The 24,833-nt window shown below is 69.7% G+C and carries 22 protein-coding genes and 1 pseudogene; 8 read left to right on the top strand and 15 right to left on the bottom strand.

Going from position 1 to position 24,833, the window contains the following annotated elements; translation table 11 throughout:
* Positions 1-76: 76 nt before the first annotated feature.
* Positions 77-418 (bottom strand): anti-sigma factor antagonist BldG, encoded by a 342-nt coding sequence (gene bldG / locus ACZ6ZT_RS14825; RefSeq protein ID WP_073917433.1) that lies wholly within the window; start codon positions 416-418, stop codon positions 77-79.
* Positions 419-499: 81 nt separating this feature from the next.
* Here bldG and ACZ6ZT_RS14820 point away from each other — a divergent pair, with 81 nt between their 5' ends.
* Positions 500-3,034, top strand: coding sequence for a DEAD/DEAH box helicase (locus ACZ6ZT_RS14820; RefSeq protein ID WP_469719543.1), 2,535 nt, complete (start codon positions 500-502; stop codon positions 3,032-3,034).
* Between the two features lie 57 nt (positions 3,035-3,091).
* On the opposite strand, the gene ACZ6ZT_RS14815 is transcribed toward ACZ6ZT_RS14820, so the two are convergent.
* The 3 genes and pseudogenes from ACZ6ZT_RS14815 to ACZ6ZT_RS14805 all read right to left on the bottom strand — a co-directional run.
* Entirely contained in the window at positions 3,092-3,433 is a 342-nt protein-coding gene (locus tag ACZ6ZT_RS14815) for an Rv3654c family TadE-like protein (RefSeq protein ID WP_469719542.1), read from the bottom strand.
* Positions 3,430-3,759, bottom strand: coding sequence for a TadE family type IV pilus minor pilin (locus ACZ6ZT_RS14810; RefSeq protein WP_469719541.1), 330 nt, complete (start codon positions 3,757-3,759; stop codon positions 3,430-3,432). The genes ACZ6ZT_RS14815 and ACZ6ZT_RS14810 overlap by 4 nt, the downstream gene beginning before the upstream one ends.
* Before the next feature lie 94 nt (positions 3,760-3,853).
* Positions 3,854-3,964 (bottom strand): annotated as a pseudogene (locus ACZ6ZT_RS14805) (DUF4244 domain-containing protein); the annotation flags it as partial.
* Between the two features lie 213 nt (positions 3,965-4,177).
* Between ACZ6ZT_RS14805 and ACZ6ZT_RS14800 the strand changes: the two are divergent.
* The 5 genes from ACZ6ZT_RS14800 to ACZ6ZT_RS14780 all read left to right on the top strand — a co-directional run bounded on the left by ACZ6ZT_RS14800 (position 4,178) and on the right by ACZ6ZT_RS14780 (position 9,825).
* Positions 4,178-5,224, top strand: a complete 1,047-nt coding sequence (locus ACZ6ZT_RS14800) for a tyrosine-type recombinase/integrase (protein ID WP_469719645.1) — start codon at positions 4,178-4,180, stop codon at positions 5,222-5,224.
* The gene (locus ACZ6ZT_RS14795) at positions 5,221-7,758 is read left to right on the top strand and encodes a tyrosine-type recombinase/integrase (protein ID WP_469719539.1); all 2,538 of its coding nucleotides are present in this window, start codon (positions 5,221-5,223) and stop codon (positions 7,756-7,758) included. Before ACZ6ZT_RS14800 ends, ACZ6ZT_RS14795 begins: the two co-directional genes overlap by 4 nt.
* On the top strand, positions 7,755-8,342 hold the full coding sequence (locus ACZ6ZT_RS14790) for a DUF6262 family protein (protein ID WP_469719537.1): 588 nt from the start codon (positions 7,755-7,757) through the stop codon (positions 8,340-8,342). Before ACZ6ZT_RS14795 ends, ACZ6ZT_RS14790 begins: the two co-directional genes overlap by 4 nt.
* Before the next feature lie 89 nt (positions 8,343-8,431).
* Positions 8,432-9,274, top strand: coding sequence for a restriction endonuclease (locus ACZ6ZT_RS14785; RefSeq protein ID WP_469719535.1), 843 nt, complete (start codon positions 8,432-8,434; stop codon positions 9,272-9,274).
* A gap of 167 nt (positions 9,275-9,441) precedes the next feature.
* Positions 9,442-9,825, top strand: a complete 384-nt coding sequence (locus tag ACZ6ZT_RS14780) for a hypothetical protein (RefSeq protein ID WP_469719533.1) — start codon at positions 9,442-9,444, stop codon at positions 9,823-9,825.
* A gap of 59 nt (positions 9,826-9,884) precedes the next feature.
* Here ACZ6ZT_RS14780 and ACZ6ZT_RS14775 read toward each other — a convergent pair whose 3' ends face one another.
* From ACZ6ZT_RS14775 to ACZ6ZT_RS14755, 5 genes are all read right to left on the bottom strand, one after another.
* Positions 9,885-10,460, bottom strand: coding sequence for a hypothetical protein (locus ACZ6ZT_RS14775; RefSeq protein WP_469719529.1), 576 nt, complete (start codon positions 10,458-10,460; stop codon positions 9,885-9,887).
* The gene (locus ACZ6ZT_RS14770; protein WP_469719526.1) at positions 10,457-11,434 is read right to left on the bottom strand and encodes a hypothetical protein; all 978 of its coding nucleotides are present in this window, start codon (positions 11,432-11,434) and stop codon (positions 10,457-10,459) included. Before ACZ6ZT_RS14770 ends, ACZ6ZT_RS14775 begins: the two co-directional genes overlap by 4 nt.
* Entirely contained in the window at positions 11,434-12,279 is an 846-nt protein-coding gene (locus ACZ6ZT_RS14765; RefSeq protein WP_469719524.1) for a hypothetical protein, read from the bottom strand. The genes ACZ6ZT_RS14770 and ACZ6ZT_RS14765 overlap by 1 nt, the downstream gene beginning before the upstream one ends.
* Before the next feature lie 255 nt (positions 12,280-12,534).
* Positions 12,535-13,425, bottom strand: a complete 891-nt coding sequence (locus ACZ6ZT_RS14760) for a glycosyltransferase family 2 protein (RefSeq protein ID WP_469719521.1) — start codon at positions 13,423-13,425, stop codon at positions 12,535-12,537.
* Positions 13,422-14,783 (bottom strand): tetratricopeptide repeat protein, encoded by a 1,362-nt coding sequence (locus ACZ6ZT_RS14755; protein ID WP_469719519.1) that lies wholly within the window; start codon positions 14,781-14,783, stop codon positions 13,422-13,424. The genes ACZ6ZT_RS14760 and ACZ6ZT_RS14755 overlap by 4 nt, the downstream gene beginning before the upstream one ends.
* A 142-nt stretch (positions 14,784-14,925) precedes the next feature.
* Between ACZ6ZT_RS14755 and ACZ6ZT_RS14750 the strand changes: the two genes are divergently transcribed.
* Positions 14,926-16,020 carry an NAD-dependent epimerase/dehydratase family protein gene (locus tag ACZ6ZT_RS14750; protein ID WP_469719517.1) on the top strand — a complete coding sequence of 365 codons (1,095 nt, stop codon included), beginning with the start codon at positions 14,926-14,928 and terminating at the stop codon, positions 16,018-16,020.
* Here ACZ6ZT_RS14750 and ACZ6ZT_RS14745 read toward each other — a convergent pair.
* The gene (locus tag ACZ6ZT_RS14745; protein WP_469719515.1) at positions 16,017-16,892 is read right to left on the bottom strand and encodes a glycosyltransferase family 2 protein; all 876 of its coding nucleotides are present in this window, start codon (positions 16,890-16,892) and stop codon (positions 16,017-16,019) included. The two genes, ACZ6ZT_RS14750 and ACZ6ZT_RS14745, sit on opposite strands and share 4 nt — an antisense overlap.
* An 88-nt stretch (positions 16,893-16,980) precedes the next feature.
* Between ACZ6ZT_RS14745 and ACZ6ZT_RS14740 the strand changes: the two genes are divergently transcribed.
* Positions 16,981-17,679 (top strand): LbetaH domain-containing protein, encoded by a 699-nt coding sequence (locus ACZ6ZT_RS14740; protein WP_469719513.1) that lies wholly within the window; start codon positions 16,981-16,983, stop codon positions 17,677-17,679.
* A gap of 88 nt (positions 17,680-17,767) precedes the next feature.
* Here the strand turns inward: ACZ6ZT_RS14740 and ACZ6ZT_RS14735 are convergent, their stop codons facing one another.
* The 5 genes from ACZ6ZT_RS14735 to ssd form a co-directional block, all read right to left on the bottom strand.
* Positions 17,768-20,137 carry a helicase C-terminal domain-containing protein gene (locus ACZ6ZT_RS14735; RefSeq protein ID WP_469719511.1) on the bottom strand — a complete coding sequence of 790 codons (2,370 nt, stop codon included), beginning with the start codon at positions 20,135-20,137 and terminating at the stop codon, positions 17,768-17,770.
* A gap of 516 nt (positions 20,138-20,653) precedes the next feature.
* Positions 20,654-21,436, bottom strand: a complete 783-nt coding sequence (locus ACZ6ZT_RS14730) for a type II secretion system F family protein (RefSeq protein ID WP_469719508.1) — start codon at positions 21,434-21,436, stop codon at positions 20,654-20,656.
* Complete coding sequence (locus tag ACZ6ZT_RS14725) at positions 21,436-22,317, bottom strand: type II secretion system F family protein (RefSeq protein WP_469719506.1); 882 nt, start codon at positions 22,315-22,317, stop codon at positions 21,436-21,438. Before ACZ6ZT_RS14725 ends, ACZ6ZT_RS14730 begins: the two co-directional genes overlap by 1 nt.
* Positions 22,314-23,462: a TadA family conjugal transfer-associated ATPase gene (locus tag ACZ6ZT_RS14720; RefSeq protein WP_469719504.1), complete on the bottom strand. Its 1,149-nt coding sequence runs from the start codon at positions 23,460-23,462 to the stop codon at positions 22,314-22,316. Before ACZ6ZT_RS14720 ends, ACZ6ZT_RS14725 begins: the two co-directional genes overlap by 4 nt.
* Complete coding sequence (gene ssd, locus ACZ6ZT_RS14715) at positions 23,459-24,616, bottom strand: septum site-determining protein Ssd (RefSeq protein ID WP_469719644.1); 1,158 nt, start codon at positions 24,614-24,616, stop codon at positions 23,459-23,461. Before ssd ends, ACZ6ZT_RS14720 begins: the two co-directional genes overlap by 4 nt.
* Between the last annotated feature and the right edge of the window lie 217 nt (positions 24,617-24,833).

Raw genomic sequence — 24,833 nt, 5'->3', positions numbered from 1 at the left:
CCCGGACCGTCCACGGTCCGGTACCCCCTGCTCCTCGTCGGCTCCTGTGCCGCCGCGGCGGCAGTCGCCGGAGCCGTCAGTCGGTGGCGCTGACGGCGTCTTCCACGGTGGTGTGGATCGGGAACACCTTGGTCAGACCGGTGATTCGGAAGATCTTCAGGATGCGCTCCTGGTTGCAGACCAGACGCAGCGAGCCCTCGTGCGCGCGCACGCGCTTGAGGCCTCCCACGAGCACACCGAGGCCGGTGGAGTCGAGGAAGTCCACTCGCTCCATGTCGACAACCAAGTGGTAGCTGCCGTCGTTCACCAACTCCACCAACTGCTCGCGCAGCTTGGGCGCGGTATACACATCAATCTCGCCACCGACCTCTACGACCGTGCGGTCGCCGACAGTGCGAGTCGACAGGGACAGGTCCACGGATCCTCCAGCACCTTGCTATCGAGCGGCGCCCCCCAGGGGCCTCCCCGTCCGAAGGTAGGGGAGGGATCGGCTGCCGCGATGGCATTCAATCACTTACCGGCAGGCGCGCACGACGCCTTGGGTCCATTGTCCCGCACGCCGGTGACACACTCGGTTCCAATGGCCAACATTCAGCGCCCGGGTCCGGCCACGCCCGCGGCGGACCCACGACCCACTCCCGGCGCGGTCCTGGACCGCCTGTCACGGGGGCCTTCCCGAGCTGCGCGCATCACTCATACGGAGCACTTGCCCCCTAGGGCGGGTCGTCATGCGGTCTGGCCGGACCGCATCCGAACGGATGTCGTGGCCGCCATCCAGGCCGCCGGGATCGAACATCCGTGGGAACACCAGGCCGCGGCCGCCGAGCACGCCCTGGACGGCGAGTCGGTGGTCGTCGCCACCGGCACCGCCTCCGGCAAGTCGCTGGCGTACCTCGCGCCGGTGCTCTCCGCCCTCGCGGACGGCGCCGAGGCCCCGAACGGCAGGGGCGCGACCGCCCTCTACCTGGCCCCGACCAAGGCTCTGGCGGCCGACCAGCGCCGGGGGGTGCGGCAGCTGGCCGCGCCGCTCGGGAACGCCGTACGGCCCGCCGTGTACGACGGCGACACCCCCTTCGAGGAACGCGAGTGGGTGCGCCAGTACGCGAACTACGTGCTGACCAACCCCGACATGCTGCACCGGGGGATCCTGCCCTCCCATCCGCGCTGGTCGGCCTTCCTGAAGGCGCTGCGCTACGTGGTCATCGACGAGTGCCACACCTACCGGGGCGTGTTCGGCTCCCACGTCGCCCAGGTCCTGCGGCGGCTGCGCCGGCTCTGCGCCCGCTACGGCTCCGAGCCGGTGTTCCTGCTGGCCTCCGCCACCGCGAGCGACCCGGCGGCCGCCGCGTCCCGGCTGACGGGCGTGGCGGTCACCGAGGTGGCCGACGACGCCTCCCCGCGCGGCGAGGTCGTCTTCGCCCTCTGGGAGCCGCCGCTGACCGACCTGAGGGGCGAGAAGGGCGCCCCGGTGCGCCGTACGGCGACCGCTGAGACCGCCGACCTGCTGACCGACCTGGTCGCGCAGGGCGTCCGTACGGTGGCCTTCGTCCGCTCCCGGCGCGGCGCCGAGCTGATCTCCGTGATCGCCAAGGAACGCCTCGCGGAGGTGGACCGCTCGCTGCCCGGGCGTGTCGCGGCCTACCGGGGCGGCTACCTGCCCGAGGAGCGGCGGGCCCTGGAGCGCGCCCTGCACTCCGGTGACCTGCTGGGACTGGCCGCCACGACCGCCCTGGAGCTGGGCATCGACGTGTCCGGCCTGGACGCCGTGCTGATCACCGGCTACCCGGGCACGCGGGCCTCCCTGTGGCAGCAGGCGGGCCGGGCGGGACGCGCCGGCCAGGGCGCCCTGGCCGTGCTGATCGCCCGGGACGACCCACTGGACACCTACCTGGTCCACCACCCCGAGGCGCTCTTCCGGCGGCCCGTGGAGGCCACCGTCCTGGACCCCGACAACCCGTACGTCCTGGCCCCGCACCTGTGCGCGGCCGCCTCCGAGATCCCGCTGACCGAGCCCGACCTGGACCTCTTCGGCCCCGCCGCGCGCGAGCTGCTGCCCCAGCTGGAGGCCGCCAAGCTGCTGCGGCGGCGGGCCACGGCCTGGCACTGGACCCGCCGGGAGCGGGCCTGCGACCTGGCGGACATCCGCGGGGGCGGCGGCCGCCCGGTGCAGATCGTCGAAGCCGCGACCGGCCGGCTGCTGGGCACCGTGGACGAGTCCGCGTCCCACACCGCCGTCCACGACGGCGCCGTCCACCTCCACCAGGGCCGCACCTACCTGGTGCGGCACCTGGACCTGGAGGACTCCGTGGCCCTGGTCGAGGAGGCGTCCCCGCCGTTCTCCACCACCGCCCGGGACACCACCTCCATCGCCATCCTGGAGACCGAGACGGAGATCCCCTGGGGCGCGGCCCGGCTCTGCTTCGGCTCCGTGGAGGTCACCAACCAGGTCGTCTCCTACCTGCGGCGCAAGCTGATCACCGGCGAGGTGCTCGGCGAGGCCAAGCTGGACCTGCCGCCGCGCACCCTGCGGACCCGGGCCGTGTGGTGGACGGTCACCGAGGACCAGCTCGACGAGGCCCGGATCAACCCGGAGATCCTCGGCGGCGCCCTGCACGCCGCCGAGCACGCCTCCATCGGCCTGCTCCCGCTGTTCGCCACCTGCGACCGCTGGGACATCGGCGGGGTCTCGGTCCCGCTGCATCCCGACACCCTCCTCCCGACCGTTTTCGTCTACGACGGCCACCCCGGCGGCGCCGGCTTCGCCGAGCGGGGCTTCCACACCGCCCGGGCCTGGCTCACGGCCACCCGGGACGCCATCGCCGCGTGCGAGTGCGACGCGGGCTGCCCCTCCTGCATCCAGTCCCCCAAGTGCGGCAACGGCAACGACCCCCTCCACAAACGCGGCGCGCTCCGCCTCCTCACCCACCTCCTCACGTCGGCCCCGACGGACCCGGTGGCCCCGACCCCGACCCCGTCGGACCCTGTGGCCACACCCGCCCCGAGCGACCCCGCAGACACCCCGCCCAGCCCCTGACACGGGCCGGGGGCCCGCACGCTCGCCCCTCCCGGGGAGAGACCCGCACCCGCCCGCTCAGCCCTCCGGCGGGAGCGGGGGGCCCGCGCGGGCCGGAGCCGTCGGGGTGAAGAGGCCGGACCGGGTCCGGGCTGTGACATCCGCCACTTCGCCCCCGAGCCGGCACTCCGCCACCTCCGCCCCCTGGGCCCGCGCCACCCGACCGGCCACCGCACAGGCCTCCTGCGGCCCCCGCGCCCAGGTCGCCGCCGCGGCCAGGGCCGCCAGGTCCGCGGCCGCCCCCGCCCGGTGGCGGGCCACCACCGCCTGCCCGAGCAGCAGCACGCCCCCGAACACCGCCACCAGGGCCGTCGCGACCACCGTGGCCCACACCGTCGCCGAGCCCCGCTCCCGGTTCACGGCGGCGCCCCCACGCTGTCCTCCGCCAGGGCCACCGCCAGCGCCCCGATCCGTACCGGCAGCCCGGTCGGCCCCGGCGGCGGGGCCTCGACCCGGACCCGCCACAGGTCGCCCGAGCGCTCCACCTCCACCCGGGCCCCCGGCGGGGCCGCCGCCCGGGCCGCCGCCACGGCCGCCGCCACCGGTTCCGAGCGGCCCGCCGCCCGGGCACCGGCCCGAGCGGCGTCCACACACCGGATCTGCGCGGCCGCCGCCATCAGCGCCCACACCAGCAGCGCCGCGAACAGCACCAGCGCCGGAATGATCAACGCGGCCTCCGCCGTCACATATCCCCGGTCCTGGATTCCTGCCCGCTTTCGCCCGTAAGGAGGCCCGGAGGGGCGCCCGTAAGGATGTGCAGAAGGGTGCTCGGAAGGCGGCTCAGAAGGGCGCATCGAGCGCCTTCCCGATGGTCGACTGAAGGGCCGCGGAGACCACGTCACTCGTCACCACCTTGTACAGAACGGCAGCGAACGCACAGGCCGCGATCGTTATCTTGGGTACCTGATTACATTCAGACATGTGAGGCAAGTAGGGTAATCATGTACTTGCCTTAACGATATCCAAGGGGTGTTAGGCACGTTGGTCATCTCTGCTGTCCTGACCCGGCACTACCGGGCCGAACGTGCCCTCCTCGCCGACAACTCCACGTACTGGGTGGTCGTCAACGACTCCTTCGAGCTGCACACCGAGGCGTGCGCCTACCTGGAGGGTCTTCGGGGTGCCAGCCGTTCGTACAACACGGAGCGGACGTACGCGGGACGCATCGCCCTGTACCTCTCGTACTGCGTCCAGAACGGCGTGGACTGGACGCGCCCCAAGCTGGCCCAACTGATAGCCATGATGCGGTGGCTGGTCGATGAGCCACTGCCGAGCAGGAGCCGCAAGCCCGGCGCCGAGCCGCGGTATCGCGACGAAGGCACGGCGAACGCCATCATGGGCACGATCGGCGAGTTCCTGACGTGGTGCTCGCTTCAAGGCTGGGTGCCACCGACCGTCGTCAGCCAGCTCGTTCAGCCGAAATACCTTCGGTACACCCCGCCCGGATTCGACCCCGGCGAAGACGGCCAGTACCGCACGGTGCAGGCGCGGCGGATCAAATTCCGCATCGCGGTGCCTGGCTACGAGTGGCTTTCCGACGATCAGATCAACCACTTGATCAACTTCACCACTCATGCCCGTGATCGTTTTCTCGTCTCCCTGCTCGCGGTGACCGGCATGCGAATCGGGGAGGCTCTGGGGCTGCGCCGAGAAGATATGCATTTCCTGCCTGATTCGACTTCGCTGGGTTGCAAGGTTGAAGGGCCCCATGTCCATGTGCGCCGACGCCGGAACAGCAATGGCGCGTATGCCAAGTCCCGCCAGCCTCGCTGGATACCGGTCGAGATCGAGGCTGTCGCCTTGTATGCCGACTACCGCTACGAGCGCGATGCGGTGGCCGAAGCCGCTGACTGCGACATGGTGTTCGTCAACCTCTTCCACGCTCCGCTGGGCGAGCCGATGAAGTACCCCAGCACATACGAGCTGTTCAAGCGGCTGGCCAAGCGGGCCGGGGTCCGCGCCCGCCCGCACATGTTCAGGCACTCCGCGATTACCCGCTGGGTCCGCTCCGGCGTGCCCCGCGACGTGGCCCAGGACATGGCCGGGCACGTGTCGCCGCAGTCGATGGACCCGTACACCCACACCACAGACCAGGACAAGCGCGACGCCGTCGAGCTGGTGGCCGCCAAGAGGAAGGAAGCCCGCACGTGACGGCGACGGGGAATGTCGTACCGCTCCACCAGCCCCGGCCCGCGCCGGACGATACCCCCGTCGACGATGAGGCGTCCGAAGTCCTCACAGCCTGGGCTGCATGGCTTCGCGAACAGGTCGACCCCGCATGGCGGCTTGGCGAGTGGGACGCCGGAAGGAGGCTGTTCACCGGGGACGTCGACAACGCGGGCACGGTGGTCTACCGGTGCGGCACGGCGGCCTGTGACGCGATGGCCCGGACCCGGAACCTGTGCCCGACCTGCGAGAAGGCTTTCCGCGCAAGCGTCTTGGACCTGAAGGCGTTCAAGGCGACCTTTGTTCCGGACCGCAACCGGGTGATAGGGGGCCAGCGGGCCCTGTGCCGCGTGGACGACTGTCCGCGGGAGTCGGCGGTGTGGGGGCTGTGCAACGCCCACGGCTCTCTGAGGCAGAAGGACTTGCAGCGCAATCCCGGCTCCAAACTGGACTCCTGGATCGCCCGGCAGGAGCCGTACCCGGCTTCCCCCGCGTGCTCGGTGTCCGGCTGCGGCCATGACGCACGGGCCACCTTCGGCCTGTGCTCCGTACACACGGCCCGCTGGAAGAAGTACACAGCCAGCTTGCGCGGGCGGCGGGACTTGGCGAGGGTTGACCCCGAGTGGCTGGACCGCCAGGCACCCTTCCTCAACGTCCACCAGTTCTCCCTGGCTCCCTTGCACCTGGTGGCCCGGCTGGAAGTGCTCTACGCGCTCCAGCAGCGCGACGTGCGCGGCCAGAAGATTGACCCGGTAGCGGTCCGCCAGGCCATCGCCCAGTTCCCGGACGGCATGGTGAGCATCGCCCTGTTGCCGGCGGAACGGCTGCCCCGCCCCAAGCAGACGAACGTGGACGCCTTCCTGCGCGAGACCCAGCGCATCCTGACCGGCGCACTCGACCGGTCCCAGGGCATCGAGCCGACCAGCAGGGATGTCCTGGACCTGTCCGAACTCGGCGTGCGGGGCCTACGTGGTACACCGACGCACCGCCCCGGAGATCTGGACGTGACCGAGATCCGCCAGCCGTGGCTGCGGAACATCCTGGTCACCTGGATCGCCGAGACAAAGCCGAAGACGGCCGAAGTCCGGCGGGGGCTGCGAGCTTGCCTGGCGGCTTCACGGGCTCTGGACATGCGGCCAGGAGGCGGCCAGGACGCAGCCGTCCTGGCCTTCGCCGACATGAACGCAGTAGTCGACACATTCCGCCACCTGCTCAAGCTGGACGGCACCCCGATGGGGAGCAAGCAGCGGGGCGCCCTGCTCTCGTTCTTCTTCAAGATCCTCGACTACACCCGTGCGGCCGGGCACCTGGACAACATGTCGGCCAGCTTCGCCCGCCACTCCAGCCACGTCATCAAGGCCGAGGAGGTCACCGAGGACGAGGCGGGCAAGGCCCTGCCGGAGTCGGTGATCGCCCAGCTCGATCAGCACATGCACCTGCTGGGGCGCGGCGTTTCGCACGGCCGGATGACTCCCGAGCAGGTGGGGGCCATGGCCCGTGCCGTGTATGAGCTGCTGCGGGATACCGGACGGCGGCCGTACGAGATCGCCGAACTGCGGACCACCTGCCTCGAACGTGTGGACGGCGAGTGGTTGCTGATCTGGGACAACCGCAAGGGCCGCCGCAACGGCCGGCGTCTGGAGATCACTTCCGACACCGTGAAGGTCGTCCAGACCTGGCTCGCCGTGCGGGAGACGATCGACCTGCCCACCGGCAGCGAGCCGTACTTGTTCCCTCCGGCTGGTGAGAACGGGATCGTGCGGCACCTGGTCTCGGAGCAAATCTGGGCGATCATCCGGAAGTGGGCTGACAGCGTTCCGGTGATCCTCGCCGAGGAGTTCGGGCTGGACGGCGAGCGTGTCCCGTTCGACCGGTCGCTCATCTTCCCGTACGCGTTCCGGCACTCGTACTGCCAGCGGCACGCGGACGCCGGGGTGCCTATCGACGTGCTGTGCGACCTGATGGACCACCGGTCGACCGCGACGACTCAGGGCTACTACAAGGTCAGCCAGAAGCGGAAGCGCCAGGCGGTCAACGTGATGCGCCTGCATACCGTGGACCGGGCGGGCAGGCCCGCGCCGATGGCATCGGCCACCGCCTACCAGGCACGTGCGGTGGCCGTGCCGTTCGGCAACTGCACGGAGCCGTCCAACGTCAAGGCGGGCGGCAATGCCTGTCCGATCCGGTTCCAGTGTGCGGCCTGCCCCTCCTACCGGCCCGACCCCTCATACCTTCCGCACATCGAGGATCACATCCGGTCGCTTAAGGCCAACCGGGAGATGGCGGTCATCATGGAAGTAGACGAGTTCGTCGTCCGGAACCTGGAAGACCAGATCGGCGCCTTCAAGGGAGTCGTGGAGACGATGCGGAAGCTGATGGAGGCCATGGGCGCGGACGAGCGCGAGGAGGTCGAGCAGGCGTCGGCCGTCTTGCGCAAGGTGCGGGCCGCCGGCGGCGGAGCCGCCGTCTCGCTGCCCATGCCCACCTTCCCGGCGCCGCGGAGTGGGAGCACGGCATGACGCAGGACAAGCGCACCCCTGGCGACATCCTGCGGGAGTCCCGCAGGAAGGACAGCCAGGCCAAACGCGCCAAGGTCCTCGCGGCCCTGGACGGCATGAAGGCCAGCGGCGAGACGGTCACCTTCCTCGGGGTCGCACGTGCGGCCGGGGTCTCGAACTGGCTCGTCTACGCCGAAGGCGTCCGCGAGCACATCGAGGCCGCCATGAAGGGCCAGGGCAAGGCCGAGCGCCGTACTCGGCAGGCGGGCGTGAACGCCTCGGCGGCGAGCTTGGCCACGGACCTCGCTCTGGTCCGCGATGAGAACAAGGCTCTGCGCGAGGAGCGCGACCGCCTCAAGAAGGCCGTCCAGCGGTCTTTGGGGGCCCAGGTGGAACAGGCTGGTACCAAGGAGCTGGCGGCCCGCGTCAACGAGCTCCTGAAGGCCGTGGAAGGCCTCACCTGGGAACGGGACGAGCTACGTACTGAACGCGACGAACTCAGGGCGAGGCTCGCAGAGACCCAGGACGATCTTGTTGCCGCGCGGGAGGCCGGACGCCAGTTGATGAGACAGACAAACCGGCAACAGGGCGCGGCTTCTGCTTGAGACGACTAGCTTGCGAGCCACCGAGTGCAGCGGAGACAGCGCATTGGGCATGCAGCTATCGCACACAAGTCACCGAGGGGGAAAAGGCGTTGGCGCAGGAGAGGTATTACAGAAGAGTGCTTGTCGGCCATTGGCCGGCGGATCGGCTGGCAGCAGAGGAGATTGCGACAGAGCTCAGGATGAGCAAGTTGGACGCCCAAGTTGTGCAATTGGGCTCCGATGAAGCACGGTCCTGGAATTCGAGAATCCTGGAACTTGCCGAGTCAGGCGACTCGTTCGTCTTCCTCATCTCTTCCGGAGACCTCCCGAAGGATGAGGAGTTGTTTGACCTGGATCGCGCCATGGATCAACGTGGCGTGGACGTGATCCCGACGCTAATTAGCCCTCGCAAAATTCCCGAGCCACTGCTGAATCGCGTCGCAATCGATATGACCCAACCCGGTACGGAAATCGACTCACTGGCTCGGAGGATCACAGGGGCTAGATCGCTCGACTTGCTCGACCTCACTCCACATGCGTTCGAAGTGCTCGTGGCAGACCTGCTTCAGCATGAGGGTTACGCCGTAACACCCTCTCGCGGGCCAGGAGATCGCGGATATGATCTGCTTCTCCACACCCCGGGAATTGATGGGGCAGAAGCAACCGAGTACATCGTCGAGGTAAAGGCGTACCGCCACCATCGGCTCTCTGTCGCAAATCTCTATGAGATCGCCGCGAGGTTCGCGGAGGTTAGCGGAGGACGCGACGGCCTGATCGTCACTAACGGTCAGCTGACTTCAGTAGCGAAAAGGGCATTGGGCGACCTCGTGGCGTCATCAAGCCTGCCGAGGATTCAAGTGCTGGACGGCGCGGATGTAAAGTACCGACTGCTCAAGTACCCGGAGCTCGTGCTCAAGTATGGCAACCCCTCCAAGGCCGGTGGGGAGCGTTGAACTCTCCGAACGTATCGACCAGCAAGCAACTACGCGACCGCTTGGAAGCGTGCCCCCCTGGGTTTGCCGGATGGCAAGCGTTCGAGAGAGTCGCCCTTGATACCCTAGTCCACCTCTTTGTGCCACCCCTGCGAAAGCCGACACCGCAGGCTCATACTTACTCTGGCGTGGAACGTCGCGATGCCGTCTTCCCCAATCGCTACGAAGACCTACAGAGTAATTGGGGCATGTTGCGACACGATCTGGATGCGCAGCTAATTCCTGTCGAGTTCAAGAACTACGACAAGACTGGCATAGGCAGGGAAGAGGTAGATCAGACAGCCAACTACCTCCGCGGGGATTGGGGGCGGCTGGCTATACTTTGCACCAACGTAGAGCCCAACAAATCGGCTCACACTCGCAGGAACTCCATCTTCAGCGACCAGAAAAAGATCATCCTGTTCATTACGACTGCCGATCTCAAAGAGATGATGGATCTGAAGGATCAGGGGCAGGATCCTTCAGACTTCATCATGGATACGTACGATCGGTTCCGCATCCAGCACGAGTGACCATCCGAATCTCGTTGCCGGAGTGCCCAGCATGGCCTGCTGGGCACTGTCGACCCGATTCAAGCGGTCATGTACGGCGTTCCATCAAAATTTGCTTCGCCGAGCTGGGCCTCCAGCTCGGCAATGCGCCGGGACAAGTCGCGGTTCTCGCCTTGGAGTCGGCATACTTCCTGTCCAAGTTCCCCGACCCCGCTGACGGTCTGGATGCAGCCGTCGACAGCGGAGGCCATCTCCTGGAATGCCTTGGGTGCGACTCCGTTGACGTTGTCGGCCTCGTACGTGCACGAACGCCGCATGTCGTACATCGCGGAGACCGCCACCTTGGAGGCGTACAGCGCGTCACGGGCACTGAACTCGTCGCCGTGTCCCTTGAGGTTGAAGCGGGTGACACGGGCGCCCCTGCGTCGCGGATCACGTGAGGGAAGGAAGTTCTCCAGCCGGTGTCCCATGTGCTCGGCTGCCCTGCGGGCATGGCGGACGGCTGCCTGGAGGCGGCGGCCTTCGGGGATGCCGACCCCGGAGGCGATATCTTTGTAGGCGACCTCCCGGCCGGCGTTGTGCTTGAACCAGAGCAGGACCTCGACGGCGTCCTGCTCCAGCTGCGTGGGCGGCCGGCCCTCGTCCCGGGTGGTCATCGCAGCTTCTCGCTTTCGTCCAGGAAGGCCCGCAGGGCGGCATCATTGAGCGTTGTGGAACTGCTGGCGGCCAGGTCGCGGATGAAAGTGACGGCTGCCTCGGTGGCCGAGCACAACTCCGAGATCGCCTGGCTCCGCTCGTCGGTGAAGCTGATCTGGTGCCGCTGGAGCAGCGAAAGCGCTCGCAGGGTACCGAGACGGACCTGGGTCATCTCAGTGAAGACCTGCAAGGCCACGTCGGGGTTGCCGTTGCCCTGAGAAGCGGCTCGGACAGCCCGCGCGATCTCCGCGGCCTCTGTGTCCGCCACCGGGTGGGCCGGCCCCGGTTCCTCCTGGTCAAGCTGCCTGTCCCGGACATCCGCCGATTGCCGTGCCGCAGCACGGTCTTCGGCGTCGGCCACGGTCTGGCGCCGCTCGAACTCCTCAATAGCCTCCCTCGCGGCGGCACGGGCGGTGGGGTCGGCCAGGATCGCAGTCTTCAGGGCCTTCGGCTGCTGGGCCACGTAGACCGGCGCCGTCGGCTTCACACCCGCCCGCACGGCTTCCTGCTCGATCGCCTGCCGCCGTTCCCCGTCCCTCATGCGGGCCTCGTAGCTGCGGTAATACCCGTGCTCCCCAAAGAACGGGACTTCCTCCTCGTCCGGCAGATCCACGTAGACGCCCGGTTCGAGCTCGTGGACCGAGGGGACGATGTCGTCGGCAGCCGCACGCTTCCACGCCTCGTGGAAGGCCATGACCCGCTTGTGGCTGGTGTGCGAGCGACGGGCGAACTCCCGAGCGCTGATCCGGCGGAAAGTGGTTCGGCCGAACCACTTCGTGGACTCCTGTCCGATTCCAACGCCGTTGTTGTCGTCGGGCTCGACGCGGCGGGCGATCAGAAGTGCTCGGGCCCAGCCGCCCTTGCGGTCGTGGGTGGAGAACTCTTCGATATCGGCGGCCAGGAGGTCTTCGCCGTCGTCTGCGGCCGCCTCCATCACACGGCTACCAGGGTCCGGGACTCACTGCGGGTGGGGGCGGCCGGGGAGGCCTGACTGTCGGCCCTGACCCTGATCCATGTCGTGAGGACTTCCAGGGTGCCCAGCGCCTCCTGGCAAGCAGCGTGCTGTTCGTCGGTGAAATCCAGTGGGGTTGAAGGCGGATACCTGTTCATGAGGGCAGTGGCCTGGTCTTGCACCCGCACCAGGTCTCGTGTCAGGGCCTGGGCCTTGGTGGGCCTCTGCCCGGGTTCCCCGATGCGGCCCTCACGGTCCCGGCGGCGCTTGTCGTCCATCGCCGCCTTCATCGCGTTGCGGAAGGCGTCGTCTTCCTCCACCAGCTCGCGCAGCACCTTGTCCCGCTGGACGGGATCGCCTTCGGACAGCGCTCGAAGGTAGTCGGAGACCGACGTCTCGGCGGAGGGGTCCAGCAGATCCTTCAAGGCCGGTCCGATGCCGAGGGCTCGCTTGTACTGGGCCACCGAAACGCGGCCGGCGCCGGTCTCGCGGGCTTCCGCCAGGAGCGAGCGGAGGGTGGTGAAACCCTCGTCGTACGGCTTCCCGGAGGGCGCCAGGCGGGCGCCTTCCCGCAGAGCGCTGTAGCTGACGTGGACGCCGCTGTCCGCCACGGTCTGCCGTACGGGCGGGGTGCACATGCGGGCGGTGTGCTGGTATTGGCGTGCGGTCCGGGGATTGAGGCTGATCTCGTCGCAGAAGTGGTCGAGAGCATCGTCCTGGCCTAGGGCTGCGACTGATAGGAGCTTGTCGCCGATCACGAGCCGGTTGTCGCGGCCATCGTTCATGAGTCGACGGCCGTCGTGTACGTCCTGGTCTGTGTAGCTCATACGGATTCCTCATTGAGCCGATTGGACGAACACACAGCGTAATCGGCTGGATGCCGAGCGTGTGATCTTCAAGTGCGGCTTTTCTGACCGGTGTTGACGGACGCCGGTACTGACCAGCCCGAACCTCTTGGGCTCGTGGGTCGAGGTGCACCCGTGCTGGTGACGGCGGAACAATGCGTCCAGCCGAGACCTTCGCGGCCCCTGTGGCGACCGGACGTCAGCTCTCCGGCCTGCGTCCTGGGGCCGGGCTGAGGTTTAGATCACCGGGGGCCTGCCTAGCCGGGTCATGCGCCACACAGTCCGCCACCGCATGGGACGCCGCGGCGGGCATGGCACCCGCATGCCTTCGAAGAATCCGGCCCACCATGACTTCAGCCCTGCCAGCGGCGGGCGTTGGACCAGGGTGTATGCCGCCCATGAGGCGAGGTACACCGGGACCAGGACGGCGGGCAGGTGCCGCTTCGCCAGCCAGACGCGGTTGCGACCGGTGTTGCGGTAGTAGGCCGCGTGGCGGGAGGCCGCTGTTCGGGGGTGGGTCAGGACCAGGTCAGCCCGGTAGTCGATCTCCCAGCCGGCGTCGAGCGCACGCCAGGCGAAGTCGGTTTCCTCGTGGGCGTAGAAGAACTGCGAGGGGAAATTGCCGACTTGGTCGATTACGTGCATCCGGATGGCGTGGGCGCCGCCCAGGAAGGTGGTGACCGGGCCGGAGATGAGCGGGTCGGCGCCGCCGAGGCGGGGTACGTGCCTGCGCTGGGAGATGCCTTCCTCGTCCGCGATGCGGAAGCCCACGATCCCGAGGCGGGGGTTCGCGGTGAATGCTTCCCTGACGAGTTGCAGCGTGTCGGTCTGGGGTAGTCGGCCGTCGTCATCGAGGACCAGGACGACGTCGACGCCTCCGTGCTCGCGCAACCACTGCACCCCGGCGTTCCTGCCTCCGGGGATACCCAGGTTCTCCGGCAGCTCGACGGCCGCGACCCCGTCGGGCAGGCCCGGGAGCTTCACCCCCTGGGCGAGCACGACGACCGTCGCGGGGTCTCCTTCCTGGGACGCCACCGAATCGAGGAGGGTCCGCAGTTCCTTCTCCCGGTCTCCCATGGTGAGGATCACGACGCCGACCGTCGGCATGCCCGTACCGGGGCCGCTCATGACTGAGATCGCAGCAGGTCGGCGGCACGCTGGTTTAGGGCTTCCGCTCCTGGAACCCGGCGCCTTTGGTAGCTGGCCGCCGCGGACTGGATCGCCCTGATCTCCTTCCCGTTCCGGTCGGAGACCACGCCGTCCATGAAGTCGAGTGAGCGACTCCACAGGGCCACGGCCTCTTCGTGCCGGTGCTGGGCGGCGACCGACTTACCGAGGTTGACCATGGTCAGGCCGTGCACACGCTGGTAGGTGCCAGGCAGCCGGCCCTTGAGCGCCGTGCGGTAGTGCTTCTCGGCCGCCCTGTGGTCGCGCATCTCGGTCAGGGTCTTGCCGGTGTGCGAGGCGACGGTGGCCGAGACCGGCCCGGAGGTGGCGGCGTACGACGGCACCAGGTCATCTCTGGCCAGCATCGCGTCTTCGGCCGACAGCAGGGAGGCCGCTGCCCGCTCGCCCTCTCCGCCGGCCCCGTACGCCCTGGCGCACGTGACGAGCAGGAGTGCCTCGGTCTGCCGGTCGACCTTGCCCGACGCACGCCGCAGTGCTTCCTCGGCCAGGCCGATGCACGAGCCGGGGTGGCCGAGGTCGAGTGCCTGGTGGGTCAGGGCCCGCATCATCCATGCGCCGTGCCCAGCCGGGTCGGACTCGCAGGCCAGTTGGAAGCCGAGCAGGTAGTAGCGCTGGGCGGCGCCCTCGCGGCCGAGGTCGTGGTGCTTCCAGCCGACCAGGCACGCCAGCGTGGCCGCCGCGCCGAAGGCGCTTCGCCGCACCGAATCCGATGGGAAGCGACTCTCCAGCATGGGGACAACCGTGTCCGTGAGGTATGCGGTCACCGTCGTCAGGCCGTGTCCACCGCCCAGCCGGTCGTCCACGCTCCGGAACGTCTCGGTGAGCTGGCGGACCGTGTCGACCTCCGCGGCGCCGACGCTGCCGCCGCGCTCGGCCGCCCTGAGGGTGGCGGCGACGGCTTCGTGGTCGTAGGCGAGCGGCAGACCGACGGCGGCCGTCGCGAAGGCGGCGTTGAGGAAGTCCCTGCGACGGAGCATCACGAATCTCCCGAGGTCAGTGGCGCTAGCCAGTGGATCGGCTCCCAGGGCCTCCCCGATGCCTTCGCAGCCTAGACCGATCTCGGTGAGCGTGACCTTCCGCTTCATCCTTCTGGTGAGAGCCTCGGCGATGTACGAGCGGCTCTGGCCGCTTGGGGTACCACCGTTGACCCAGGAGTGCACGGCCGAGCGGGAGGTGTGCAGTTCCTCCCCGGCCTCGGCGGCGACGGTACGGATTTCCCTGGCCAGGGCCTCGTAGGTGCACCCGGCCTCGGCGATGACGTCCGCCAGCGCGGTGTTCGGACTCCGGCTCTCCGTCAACTCGCACTCCCTGAACCGATCTTGAACAGATTGAACAGGCTGCTGCGTCGCCCACGGTACCCGCGGACAGTGACCGCCGCTTCACTGATTGCAAGGCCGGCCGCCTGTCACGTTCCACCCGAACCCTGTTTCTGGAGGCATCGTGCACCACCGCTCAGACCTCGGCGCCCTGGTCGGCGCCACCGTCCTGGTGACCGGCGGCGCCGGACTCATCGGCTCCCGCATCACCACCCAGCTGCGGGACCTCGGCGCTCGCCCCGTGGCCCTGTGCACCATGAACGCCTATCCCGAGCGCGTGTACTCCGACCTGTTCGGCGTCAGCGCCGGGGACCCGGATGTGGTTCTGGGGGACATTCGGGACACGGCGCTGGTGCGGAAGCTGGTCGCGGATTCGGACTTCGTGATCCACGCCGCTGCCCTGGCGGACGTCGCCGCCTGCACCCGCGACCCGCTGGCTGCCATCGACACCAACGTGGCCGGGACCCAGAACGTGCTGGACGCCGTCGCCGCGACGGACCGCGTCCGCCGGATGGTGTTCGTCTCCTCCGCCAGCGTCTATGGCGACGGCAACCCCGAGGAGAGCGACAGCCCCGAGCTGCTGACCATGCGCCAGCTCCTGGAGTCCGTCCACGGGCGCATCCCGCCCCAGTTCCACGAGTTCACCCGCATGCGCCCTAAGTCCGTGTACGGCAACACGAAGGCGTGGGGCGAGGAACAGACCGCGCTCGTTCTCGGCCAGGTCGGCACGTCCTACGCGATCGTGCGGTACTTCTCCGTGTACGGCGAACCGCAGACGATCAAGCCGGACTCCCACTCCTGGGTCGTGGCCTGGTTCGCCGCACGGGCCCACCTCGGTCTCCCGCTCCACCTGAACGGCGGCGGCCGGCAGGTGCGGGACATGGTCCACGTGGACGACATCGCCGAGGGCACCTTGCGGGCCCTGGCCAGCCCCCGCGCGCACACCGAGACCGTGAACATCGGCACCGGCGTCCCCACCAGCGTCAGGAAGGTCGCCCAGCTGGTCCAGGCCCACTACCCGAACGCGCCGTTCCTCGAGACGCCACTCCCGGCCGGTGACCCCCTCGGCGGGTACGCGGCCACCCGCCGGATGGAGAACATCCTGGGCTGGAAGCCGAAGATCACCATCACCGAGGGGGTGGCCCGATACGTGAACTGGCTGAGGGAAACCCCGGCCGCTGCCCCGGACTGGCTCCAGCGGGAGTCCAGCCCGGCCTAGATGATCGGGGGCCGGCCCAGCCGGGTCAGCCGCCACACCGTCCGCCACCGCATCGGGCGCCGGGGGCCGCCGCTCGTACGGACGCCCTCGGTGAACCCGGCGAACCAGGCCCGCAGGCCGGCCAGGGACCGCGTGCGGGCCACGGTCAGGAGCGTCCACACCCCCAGGTAGACCGGGACCAGCGGGGCGGGCAGGTGGCGGCGGGCCAGCCAGACCCGGTTGCGGGCGGTCATCCGGTAGTAGACCGCGTGCCGGGCCGGGGACGTCTTCGGGTGCTGGAGCACCAGCTGCGGTTCGTACAGGATCTTCCATCCCCGGTCGACGGCCCGCCATGCCAGGTCGGTCTCCTCGTGGGTGAAGAAGAACGCGTCCGGCCAGCCTCCGGTCTGCTCCAACATCGTCATGGACAGGGCGTGTCCGCCACCCAGGAACGTCGTCACCAGGCCCCGCCGCATCGGGTCACCCGCCCGCAGGCGGGGCACATGCCGCCGCTGCGTGTGGCCGCTCTCGTCCGCGATCCGGAAGGACACGATGCCCAGCCGGGCATCCGCCTCGTACAGGTCGGCGATCCGGCGGATCACATCGGCCTCGGTCAACAGGCCGTCGTCGTCCAGGTCCACCAGGACATCGACGTCCCCGAAGTCCCGCAGGCGGCGCCAGGCGACGTTCCGGCCGCCGGACACCCCCAGGTTCTCCTCCAGCTCCACCACGGTCACGCCTTCGGGCAGACCCGGCAGGGCCGTGCCGTTCCCTACGACCACGACCCGGACCGCGGGTTCGTCCTGCTTGGCCACCGAGGCCAGCAGGGCCAGCAGTTCGGGCATCCGGTCGCCCATGGTCAGCACGGCGACACCCACACGCGGCCGGATCACGACCACCACCACTTCCTTCCGGGGCCAGGTGAACGGCGAGCGTACCCCCGCCGAACCCGAGCCCCGGACCGTACGAGAGGCCATCGCAATGGATCGGATCAACCTCGGCGACTACGTCACTGCCCCCACCGAGGGAGCCATCGCCACGACCGTCTACGGCGGTCTGGAGAAGTTCGAGCTGGCCGAGTTCCTGGCCCAGTGGAAGGGCCTCCAGCGCGAAGCCCTGGTCGCGCTGGGGGAGGACCAGCGTATCCACCCCTCCGCGTTCATCCACCCCACGGCGATCATCGGGGACGACGTGATCATCGGGCCGGACGTCAAGGTCCACGAATTCACCACCGTGAGAAAGGGCAGCGTCCTGTGTGCCGGCGCCCAGGTCGGCTTCAACTGCGAAGTCACCGCCACATTCGTCGGGGAAGGTGCCGTCCTCGGGCACCGGATCGGCGTCAACCGGACGATCCTCGGGGCCCGGGCCCACCTGTCCGCCAGCGTCACCGTCGCCGCGATCAACATGACCGCCGACATGCGCAATCCTGACCGAGAAGTGATCATCCGCACCATGACCGGCCTCTACCGGTGCGGCACGACCCAGTTCGGGGCCGTCATCGGCGACGACACCCAGACCGGCAACAACATCAGCATCGGGCCCGGCGTCACCATCGGCCGCCGATGCCAGATCACCAGCGGCGTCACCATCGCCATCCGGACCGTGCCGAAGGACTGCACCGTCACCGCCCCACACACCTCGGAAACGAACGTTCGCCGACGTCGCGCCTTCTGCATGTGATCTCTCTGTTCGGTGCGTGGCAGCGGGTCGACCGCTGCCACGCGTAGCTTCATGGGAGGGCTCCGAACCGCCTGACGGGCCCGGATATTCACGCTAGCGCCGGTCGCGCCGCCTCTGCATACGTAGCGAAGAGCACTCCCGCGGTGAGCTTGGCGCGGGTGAACTCGGCAGCGACGGCCTGTTCATCGGCCCACCTGCCTTGGCCGGTACCCAAGGCCGTGGCGACGCTTGCCACTGCCTCCCTCAGATCGTCTAGCTTCGACGGCGTCACCACCCGTAGGCCGGGCAGGGGCGGAGTCTGCTCATGGAGCGTGCTGCTTGGGTGAAGCATGACCGGAACAGCACGGACGTTGGGATCGATCGATTCATGCCAACGGACGCTGCCGCCGAGCTGGTCAACATCGTCCTTGGAGATCGAGTTAGTGGTGCAGCCAGTCTTGAGCTCGATGATTCCGTGGTGATCGCTCGTCATCGCCCACCGATTATCGGGGCCGATCTTGAACGTCTTGTCAGGCCGGTCGCTACGGAACCCAAGATGGCTTCCCAACAGTTCCCATGCAGCCTCAGCGTCATCCGATCTCTCCTCATCGCCCCACACGATGCGGTCGAAGATCTGACGGACGCCGAGCACCAATTGGACCCCGTCTGAGTAGGTCTTCCCTAGGAAATCGGCAGCGGCACGGGCCTGGACGGCCGTAGCTCTGATCCGGCGTGGAGTCACATCGTCAACCGGACGCTGAACCCTTGGGTTCTCCATTACTGCGGTTGTCAGTACGTTCTGTGCTGCAAGGGGGTCTACGTGATGGAGGTAAGTCGCCTTCTGTTCCATCAGCCAGCCGCGGAGTGCCTTGTCCTCCAGGCTGTTGATTGCGACCTGAAGGCGATCGGCCGAGGCCCGGTACTGCCCAACACAGGCCAGGTTGAACGCCTCTCGGCCAGCTGAGGCCTCAGCACGAACGGTGCTCACTTGGTCGTACTGGACATCAGCCAGGGCCCGCCGACTGGGGGTCAACCAGTGTTGTTGGCGTTCCAGACAGGCATCGATGGCCTCTCTCACCTGCGGCAGTCCCTCGCCGGCGATCATGTCGGCGACGCGCTGGCTCACCCGCAGTTGCGCGCGGGTCGCGGGGGAGAAGAGATCGAGACGTCGGGGATCACGAATGGCGAGACCGAGTTCGGCACCCATGAGAAGAACTGCACAGTAGTCTTCTCGGTCCCGTACCCCGCGGCCCATGCCCTGTTCGATCCGCTGGATGCTCTGGCCCACGCGGAAGCGACTGTCGGGGAGAAGCGATGCCTCTCGGCGCTCGGCAGCGTCCAAGGGCAGGGGGACCCCATCGAGGATGAGCAGTCGGCAGGCGTCGTTGGGCAGGTCGATTCCGTCGTACTTGTTGACCAGTACGACGAGTCCGACGTGCTCAGTCTCGCGCAGCTCCTTGACCCCGGCCTCCAGAGTGCTCGCCGCGTGGATCCGGTCGGCGTACGGCTTCCAGGCAGAGGCCCGATTCGCGCTGGGCACGATGACGACTACGTTGACCGGCTTGCTGTCGGGAACACCGTCACCGTTTCGGTCGCCGTGCGCGAACTGCTGAGCCATGCGGCGTACTGCCTCTTCATCCAGTGCCGGATTGAGGGCAAGCGGTGCCAGGATCAGACGGTCCCCCAGGTCTGCGGCACTGCCCGGAGTAACCGGACGCGACAGAAGCGGTGGAGCAGCATCCAGGACGGTGGCCAGGGCGCTGTCGTCCGCCAGCGTTGCTGTCAGGTAAACGCGTCGCTGAGCATTGGTGAAGGCCGGGATCGCGCTGATGGGAGGGCACGGAGGCCGGATCTCCACGCCACGGCTGGTCACGGACGCGGCGCACAGAGGCAGCACGTCCGCAACAAGCGGCCAGGTGTACTTGAAGGTCTCATCGTCTCCGTGAGGGTGGAGTAGATCCATGACCTCTTGGTGCCGATCGGACCAGGCCCAGAAGGGGATGCGCACGAGTGCAGAGGAGTCGCCGGCCTGGACGTCACGCCAATGCTTGGGCGCCTGGGTTTTCAGTTCGCTTGCGAACATGGCCACCAGTGCGTCGTGGACCTTGTGTTCACGGGGGATGAACAGTTGGAACTGGCCGGTGACGGTCGTCAGGGCTGCGTGAGCGTCATCGATGACGACGACGCCGAGCGGCAGGGTAGGGCGATTGCTACCAGCTACTCCGAATGCGGACATGCCATTGAACAACTTCTTGAAGTTGGTCACGAGGATGGCTTGCTCCGCCTGGAAGGCGGGGTCTCTCGGGTCCACGACCGTCACGAGCCCGAGCTTCGCGGCTTCCGCCCGAACCTGACCTGTTGCGTAGTGAGTGTCTCCTGCGAGATAGACAGCCTTGCCGATGCCTTCGTTCAATGTGCTCTGGGCGATCAACAGGCCCGCGGCAGTCTTGCCACCGCCCGTGTTCTGCTTGATCACCACGTCCCTGTCAGTGCGACGAGCGAACCAGCGGTCCAGCACCTCGCCCTGCTCATGACGGAGATATGGCCACGGTCGGGGACCGGCTGCATAGATGTCCCGTGGTCGCAGCAGTGGTTCGGTCTCACCAGAGTCAACCTTGCTCCAGTCCAACGGCACGTTGCCCGCCCCCTTCGATCTGATCTGCTCGCCCCCATCATCGCGGCATCGCAGCAGCCACCGCGGTCGATTTTCAACACCGCGACCACGGGGTCGGCGAGCTCAGACGAAGACGGCCCCTCCAACCCGTCCGTTGCACTTGCCTCATGTGTCAGAAGATCCCACAGCCCGTCTGAACTGCCGGGAAGGGTTGACAACCCTAGATAAGGGATGTGCCCATGGCGTATTCCGAAGTCGACATTCCCGCGTCCCCCGACCGGCCCTTCAGCGCGGTCCGCACACGAAACCAGATGATCCTCATGACAACCTCCTGTGGGATTGCTTTCTTGATCTGATGAGAGATCTTTTCGAGTCGTTCTTTCAGCCGCCCGACAGCAGTCCGGACGCCATTCCGATCACCACCGGCGCCACCCCGACCGCGAGGAACGCGGGGAGGAAGCACAGCCCCACCGGCGCGGTGACGAGCACCGCCGCCCGCTGCGCCCTGGCGCCCGACCGCCGGGACCGGTCCGCCCTCAGCGCCGTCGCCAGCCGGGAGACCGGCTCCGCGGCCGGAGCCCCGGTCCGTGCGGCCCGCTCCAGGCACTCCGCCAGTTGCCCGGCGCCCGGTATCCGCGCCAACCTCCCCCACGCGGCCCCCGGTTCGCCCCCGAGCCGCAGCTCCGCGCCCGCGAGCGCCAGCCGCTCACCCACCGGCCCGCCCAGTGACTCCCCGACCACCTCGGCCGCCTCCACGGGCCCCGCCCCCGCCGCCAGGCAGGCCGCGAGGAGATCCGCGGCGAAGGGCAACTGCCGCTCGGCCTCCCGGGGATCGACCCCGGCGGCCGGCCGGGCCCGGGACCGGGCGAGCAGCCGCCACACCCCGAACGCCGCCCCGCACCCGGCCAGCGCTCCCATGGCCCCGCCGACGAGCACCCAGGCCGCCAGCAGCGCCCCGGCCGGCCCCGCCCAGGCCCCGGCCACCGTCCGCAGCCGGGGCCACCGGGCCGGCCCCCGCCGCTCCTCCTGCACCGGGAACAGCCCCGTGCATCTGCGCCGCGCCGCCCGCCGCCGCAGCCAGGCGGAACACCCCGACACCAGACACCACACCGCCACCGCCAGGCACAGCGCCATCCCCAGCCTGTGGACCACCGGCCCGCCCATCACCGCTCCCCCGTCCGCACGATCCGCCGGCACCACAGCAGTCCCAGCGCTTCCAGCACCCCGCCCGCCAGCAGGCAGCCCCACCCGACCGGGGAATGCAGCAGCACCCGCAGCGGATCCGCCCCCAGCCCGGTACCGATCAGCAGTCCCACGAGCGGCAGCAACGCGAGGACGACCGTCGTCGACCTGGCCCCCGCCAACTGCGCCCGCAGTGACTCCTGCCGGTCCCGCTCGGCCCGCAACGCCCCTTCCAGCCGGTCCAGTCCGGCCGCCAGTCCGGCGCCCCCGTCCACGGAGACCCGCCAGCAGGCCGCCATCGCCGCCAGCCCCTCGGCGCCCGGCTCGCGGGCCGCCTCGCGGAGCGCTCCGGCCACGTCCCCGCCGAAGGCCGCCGCGGCCAGCACCGCCGCCTCGGCCGCGCCCGGGCCGCCGGGGCCGGCCACCGTACGGCGTATCGCCGCCGTCAGTGCCTGTCCGGGCTGGGACCCGGCCCGCAGCTCCCCCACCACGGCCCCGCACAGCGCCACCACTTCCGCGGCCCGGGCCCCGCGCGCCCGTTCACGCTCCCGCGCCCGCAGCCGGCGCCGCACCAACGGCACCGCCAGCGCCCCGAGCACCAGCGGAATCACCGACCCGCCCAGGGCGGCGACCACCAGCCCCGCCATCAGCGCGGCCCACTCCCGGCCCCGGGCGGCCCGCACCCGCAGCAGGGCCACCAGCCGCCCGGGCGCCGGCCCGCCGGGCACCACCGGCCCGCCCGCGGCCAGCACCAGCCGGGCCCGCCGCGGCAGCCGGTCCGCGCCGGCCAGCACCCAGGCGGCCGCCCCGGCGCACAGCACCCCCGCGAAGACGGGCACCGCCACCGGCGGCCCGGCGCTCACCGCGCACCCCCCAGCAGCGGGCCCAGCCGCGCCCAGCCCCGCTCCCGCACGAAGCCGCGGCTCCCCCAGCGCAGCGCCGGAACGGTCACCACGAGCCCGGCCGGATCCCGTTCCAGGACGTGCACCTCGGCCACGCGGCGCCGACCGGCCCGGTCCCGGACCAGGTGGACCACCAAGGTCAGCGCGGCCGCCAACTGGCTGTGCAGGGCGGCCCGGTCGAGCCCCGCGGCCGTCCCCAGCGCCTCCAGCCGGGCCGGAACGTGCGCCGCGGCATTGGCGTGCACCGTCCCGCAGCCGCCTTCGTGCCCGGTGTTGAGGGCGGCGAGCAGGTCGGCCACCTCCGCGCCCCGCACCTCGCCGACCACCAGCCGGTCGGGCCGCATCCGCAGGGCCTGACGGACCAGGTCCGCCAGGGTCACCAGCCCGGCCCCTTCCTGATTGGCGGGCCGGGTCTCCAGCCGCACCACGTGCGGATGGTCGGGGCGCAGTTCGGCGGAGTCCTCCGCGAGCACGATCCGCTCGCCCGGCCCGACCAGCCCCAGCAGGGCACTGAGCAGGGTGGTCTTACCGGTCCCGGTCCCTCCGGAGACGAGGAACGACAGCCGCGCCTCCACCATGTCCCGCAGCAGCCGCTGCCCGCCGGGCGGCAGGGTCCCGGCGGCCACCAGCTCGTCCAGCGTGAACGCCTTGGGCCGCACCACGCGCAGCGACAGGCAGGCCGATCCGACGGACACCGGGGGCAGCACGGCGTGCAGCCGGGTGCCGTCGGGCAGCCGGGCGTCCACCCAGGGCCGGGCGTCGTCCAGGCGCCGCCCGGCGACGGCGGCCAGCCGCTGGGCCAGCCTGCGCACGGCCTCGGCGTCGGCGAAGGTCACCGCCGTCAGCTCCAGCCCGCCGCCCCGGTCCACCCACACCCGGTCCGGGGCGGCCACCAGCACGTCGGTGACCTCGGGGTCGGTGAGCAGCCGCTCCAGCGGGCCGGCGCCGACCAGTTCGGAGCGCATCTCCTCGGCGGCGCCGAGCACTTCGGTGTCCCCGAGCAGCCGGCCCCGGGCCCGCAGGGCCGCCGCGACCCGGGCCGGGGTGGGCTCGGCCCCGCTCTCGGCCAGGTGCCGGCGCACCGCGTCCAGCAGTACCGCGCTCATGCCGGCACCCCCTGCGCGGGGCCGAGCACCCGTTGCCAGAAGCCGTCGCAGAAGCGGGCCAGCGCGCCCCGCGCCCCCGGTGGCTCCCCGTCGGCCACCCGCCCCGGAAGCCCCACCTCCACGGGCACCTCCCCGGCCAGCGGCGCACCCAGCAGCCGCGCCACCGCCTCGGCGTCGAGCCCCTCCCGGCAGCGCCCGCGTACGACGACCCGCACGTCCCGGGCCACCATCCGCACCCCGGCGGCCACCCGCCCCGCCGCGGCCACCGACCGCAGCTCACCCGGCACCACGAGCAGCACCAGGTCGAGCTGGGCCAGCACCTCCGCCACGGCTTCGTCCACCCGGCGGGGCAGGTCGACCACCACCACCCCGCCCCGCCTGCGCGCGGCGGCCACGACCGACCGCATCGCGGCGGGCGGTACGACCACCCGGTCTCCGCGGTCCCAGCTCAGCACCCGCAGGGCGTGCAGTTCGGGCAGGGACTCCTCCAGCGCCCCGGCTCCGACCCGGCCGCGCGAGGCGGCGAAGTCCGGCCAGCGCAGCCCCGTGACACTCTCGCCCCCGAGCATGACGTCCATGCCCCCGCCGAGCGGGTCCCCGTCGATGAGGATGGTGCGCTGCCCGGCCCGGACGGCCCGCAGCGCGAGGGCGCAGGCCAGGGTCGAGGCGCCGGCCCCGCCGCTGCCGCCGATCACGCCGACCGCCAGAGCGGGCCGTCCGGCTCCCTCCACCACATCGGCGATGCGGTCCACGAGCAGGCTCTCGGCGTCGGGCAGGCGCAGCACCTCTTCGGCGCCGATCTCCACCGCCCGCTGCCACACCCGGGGATCGTCGAGATCCCGGCCGACCAGGAACACCCCGTCCCGGCGCGGCGCTCCGCTCACCCGGCGGGCGGCGTCGTCCCCGACCAGGACGAGCGGGGCCGATTCCCATCCCATGGCGCCGACCGGCCCGAGCGCGCCACGAACGCTCCCTCCACCCCCGCCACCCCGGTCACCGCCGCTTCCGCTTTGCTCCGGCACCGCATGGTGCACATACGGCTCGGCGCCGGCGGCGGCGCACAGCCGCAGCAGGTCGTCGAGCAGCAGCGGGTCCTCGGTGATGATCAGCGGCCGCCCGCCGCCGGGCACGGCCCCGAGGGCACGGACGGGCATCCCGCCCCCGCCGGCCGCCAGGGGTTCCGGTGCTTCACACGACTTCGATCCAGCCACGATCTCCGCCTCCTTCTCGCCGTAAATCCACAAGCCGCGGACTTCGCGGCTGGAATCACGGTGCAGGGATCCGGAAAAGGAAGTGGATCTTGTTCCAAAACTGTGGACAAGAAGGCGCTTGTGAATAACTCCGCCACCCCATCAGGTGAGTTCCGGAGCG

The sequence above is a fragment of the Streptomyces sp. NPDC102258 genome (assembly GCF_055584685.1).
This window is presented reverse-complemented; position numbering and strand designations above follow the sequence as displayed.

Bases quoted from the DNA above. Each gene is read 5' to 3' on its own strand.
- ACZ6ZT_RS14820 (WP_469719543.1), top strand. From the start codon at position 500: ATGGCATTCAATCACTTACCGGCAGGCGCGCACGACGCCTTGGGTCCA.
- ACZ6ZT_RS14720 (WP_469719504.1), bottom strand. From the start codon at position 23,462: ATGAGCGCGGTACTGCTGGACGCGGTGCGCCGGCACCTGGCCGAGAGC.
- ACZ6ZT_RS14765 (WP_469719524.1), bottom strand. From the start codon at position 12,279: ATGAGCTACACAGACCAGGACGTACACGACGGCCGTCGACTCATGAAC.
- ssd (WP_469719644.1), bottom strand. From the start codon at position 24,616: ATGCCCGTCCGTGCCCTCGGGGCCGTGCCCGGCGGCGGGCGGCCGCTG.
- ACZ6ZT_RS14730 (WP_469719508.1), bottom strand. From the start codon at position 21,436: ATGGGCGGGCCGGTGGTCCACAGGCTGGGGATGGCGCTGTGCCTGGCG.
- ACZ6ZT_RS14740 (WP_469719513.1), top strand. From the start codon at position 16,981: ATGGATCGGATCAACCTCGGCGACTACGTCACTGCCCCCACCGAGGGA.
- ACZ6ZT_RS14770 (WP_469719526.1), bottom strand. From the start codon at position 11,434: ATGGAGGCGGCCGCAGACGACGGCGAAGACCTCCTGGCCGCCGATATC.
- ACZ6ZT_RS14760 (WP_469719521.1), bottom strand. From the start codon at position 13,425: ATGAGCGGCCCCGGTACGGGCATGCCGACGGTCGGCGTCGTGATCCTC.
- ACZ6ZT_RS14775 (WP_469719529.1), bottom strand. From the start codon at position 10,460: ATGACCACCCGGGACGAGGGCCGGCCGCCCACGCAGCTGGAGCAGGAC.
- ACZ6ZT_RS14790 (WP_469719537.1), top strand. From the start codon at position 7,755: ATGACGCAGGACAAGCGCACCCCTGGCGACATCCTGCGGGAGTCCCGC.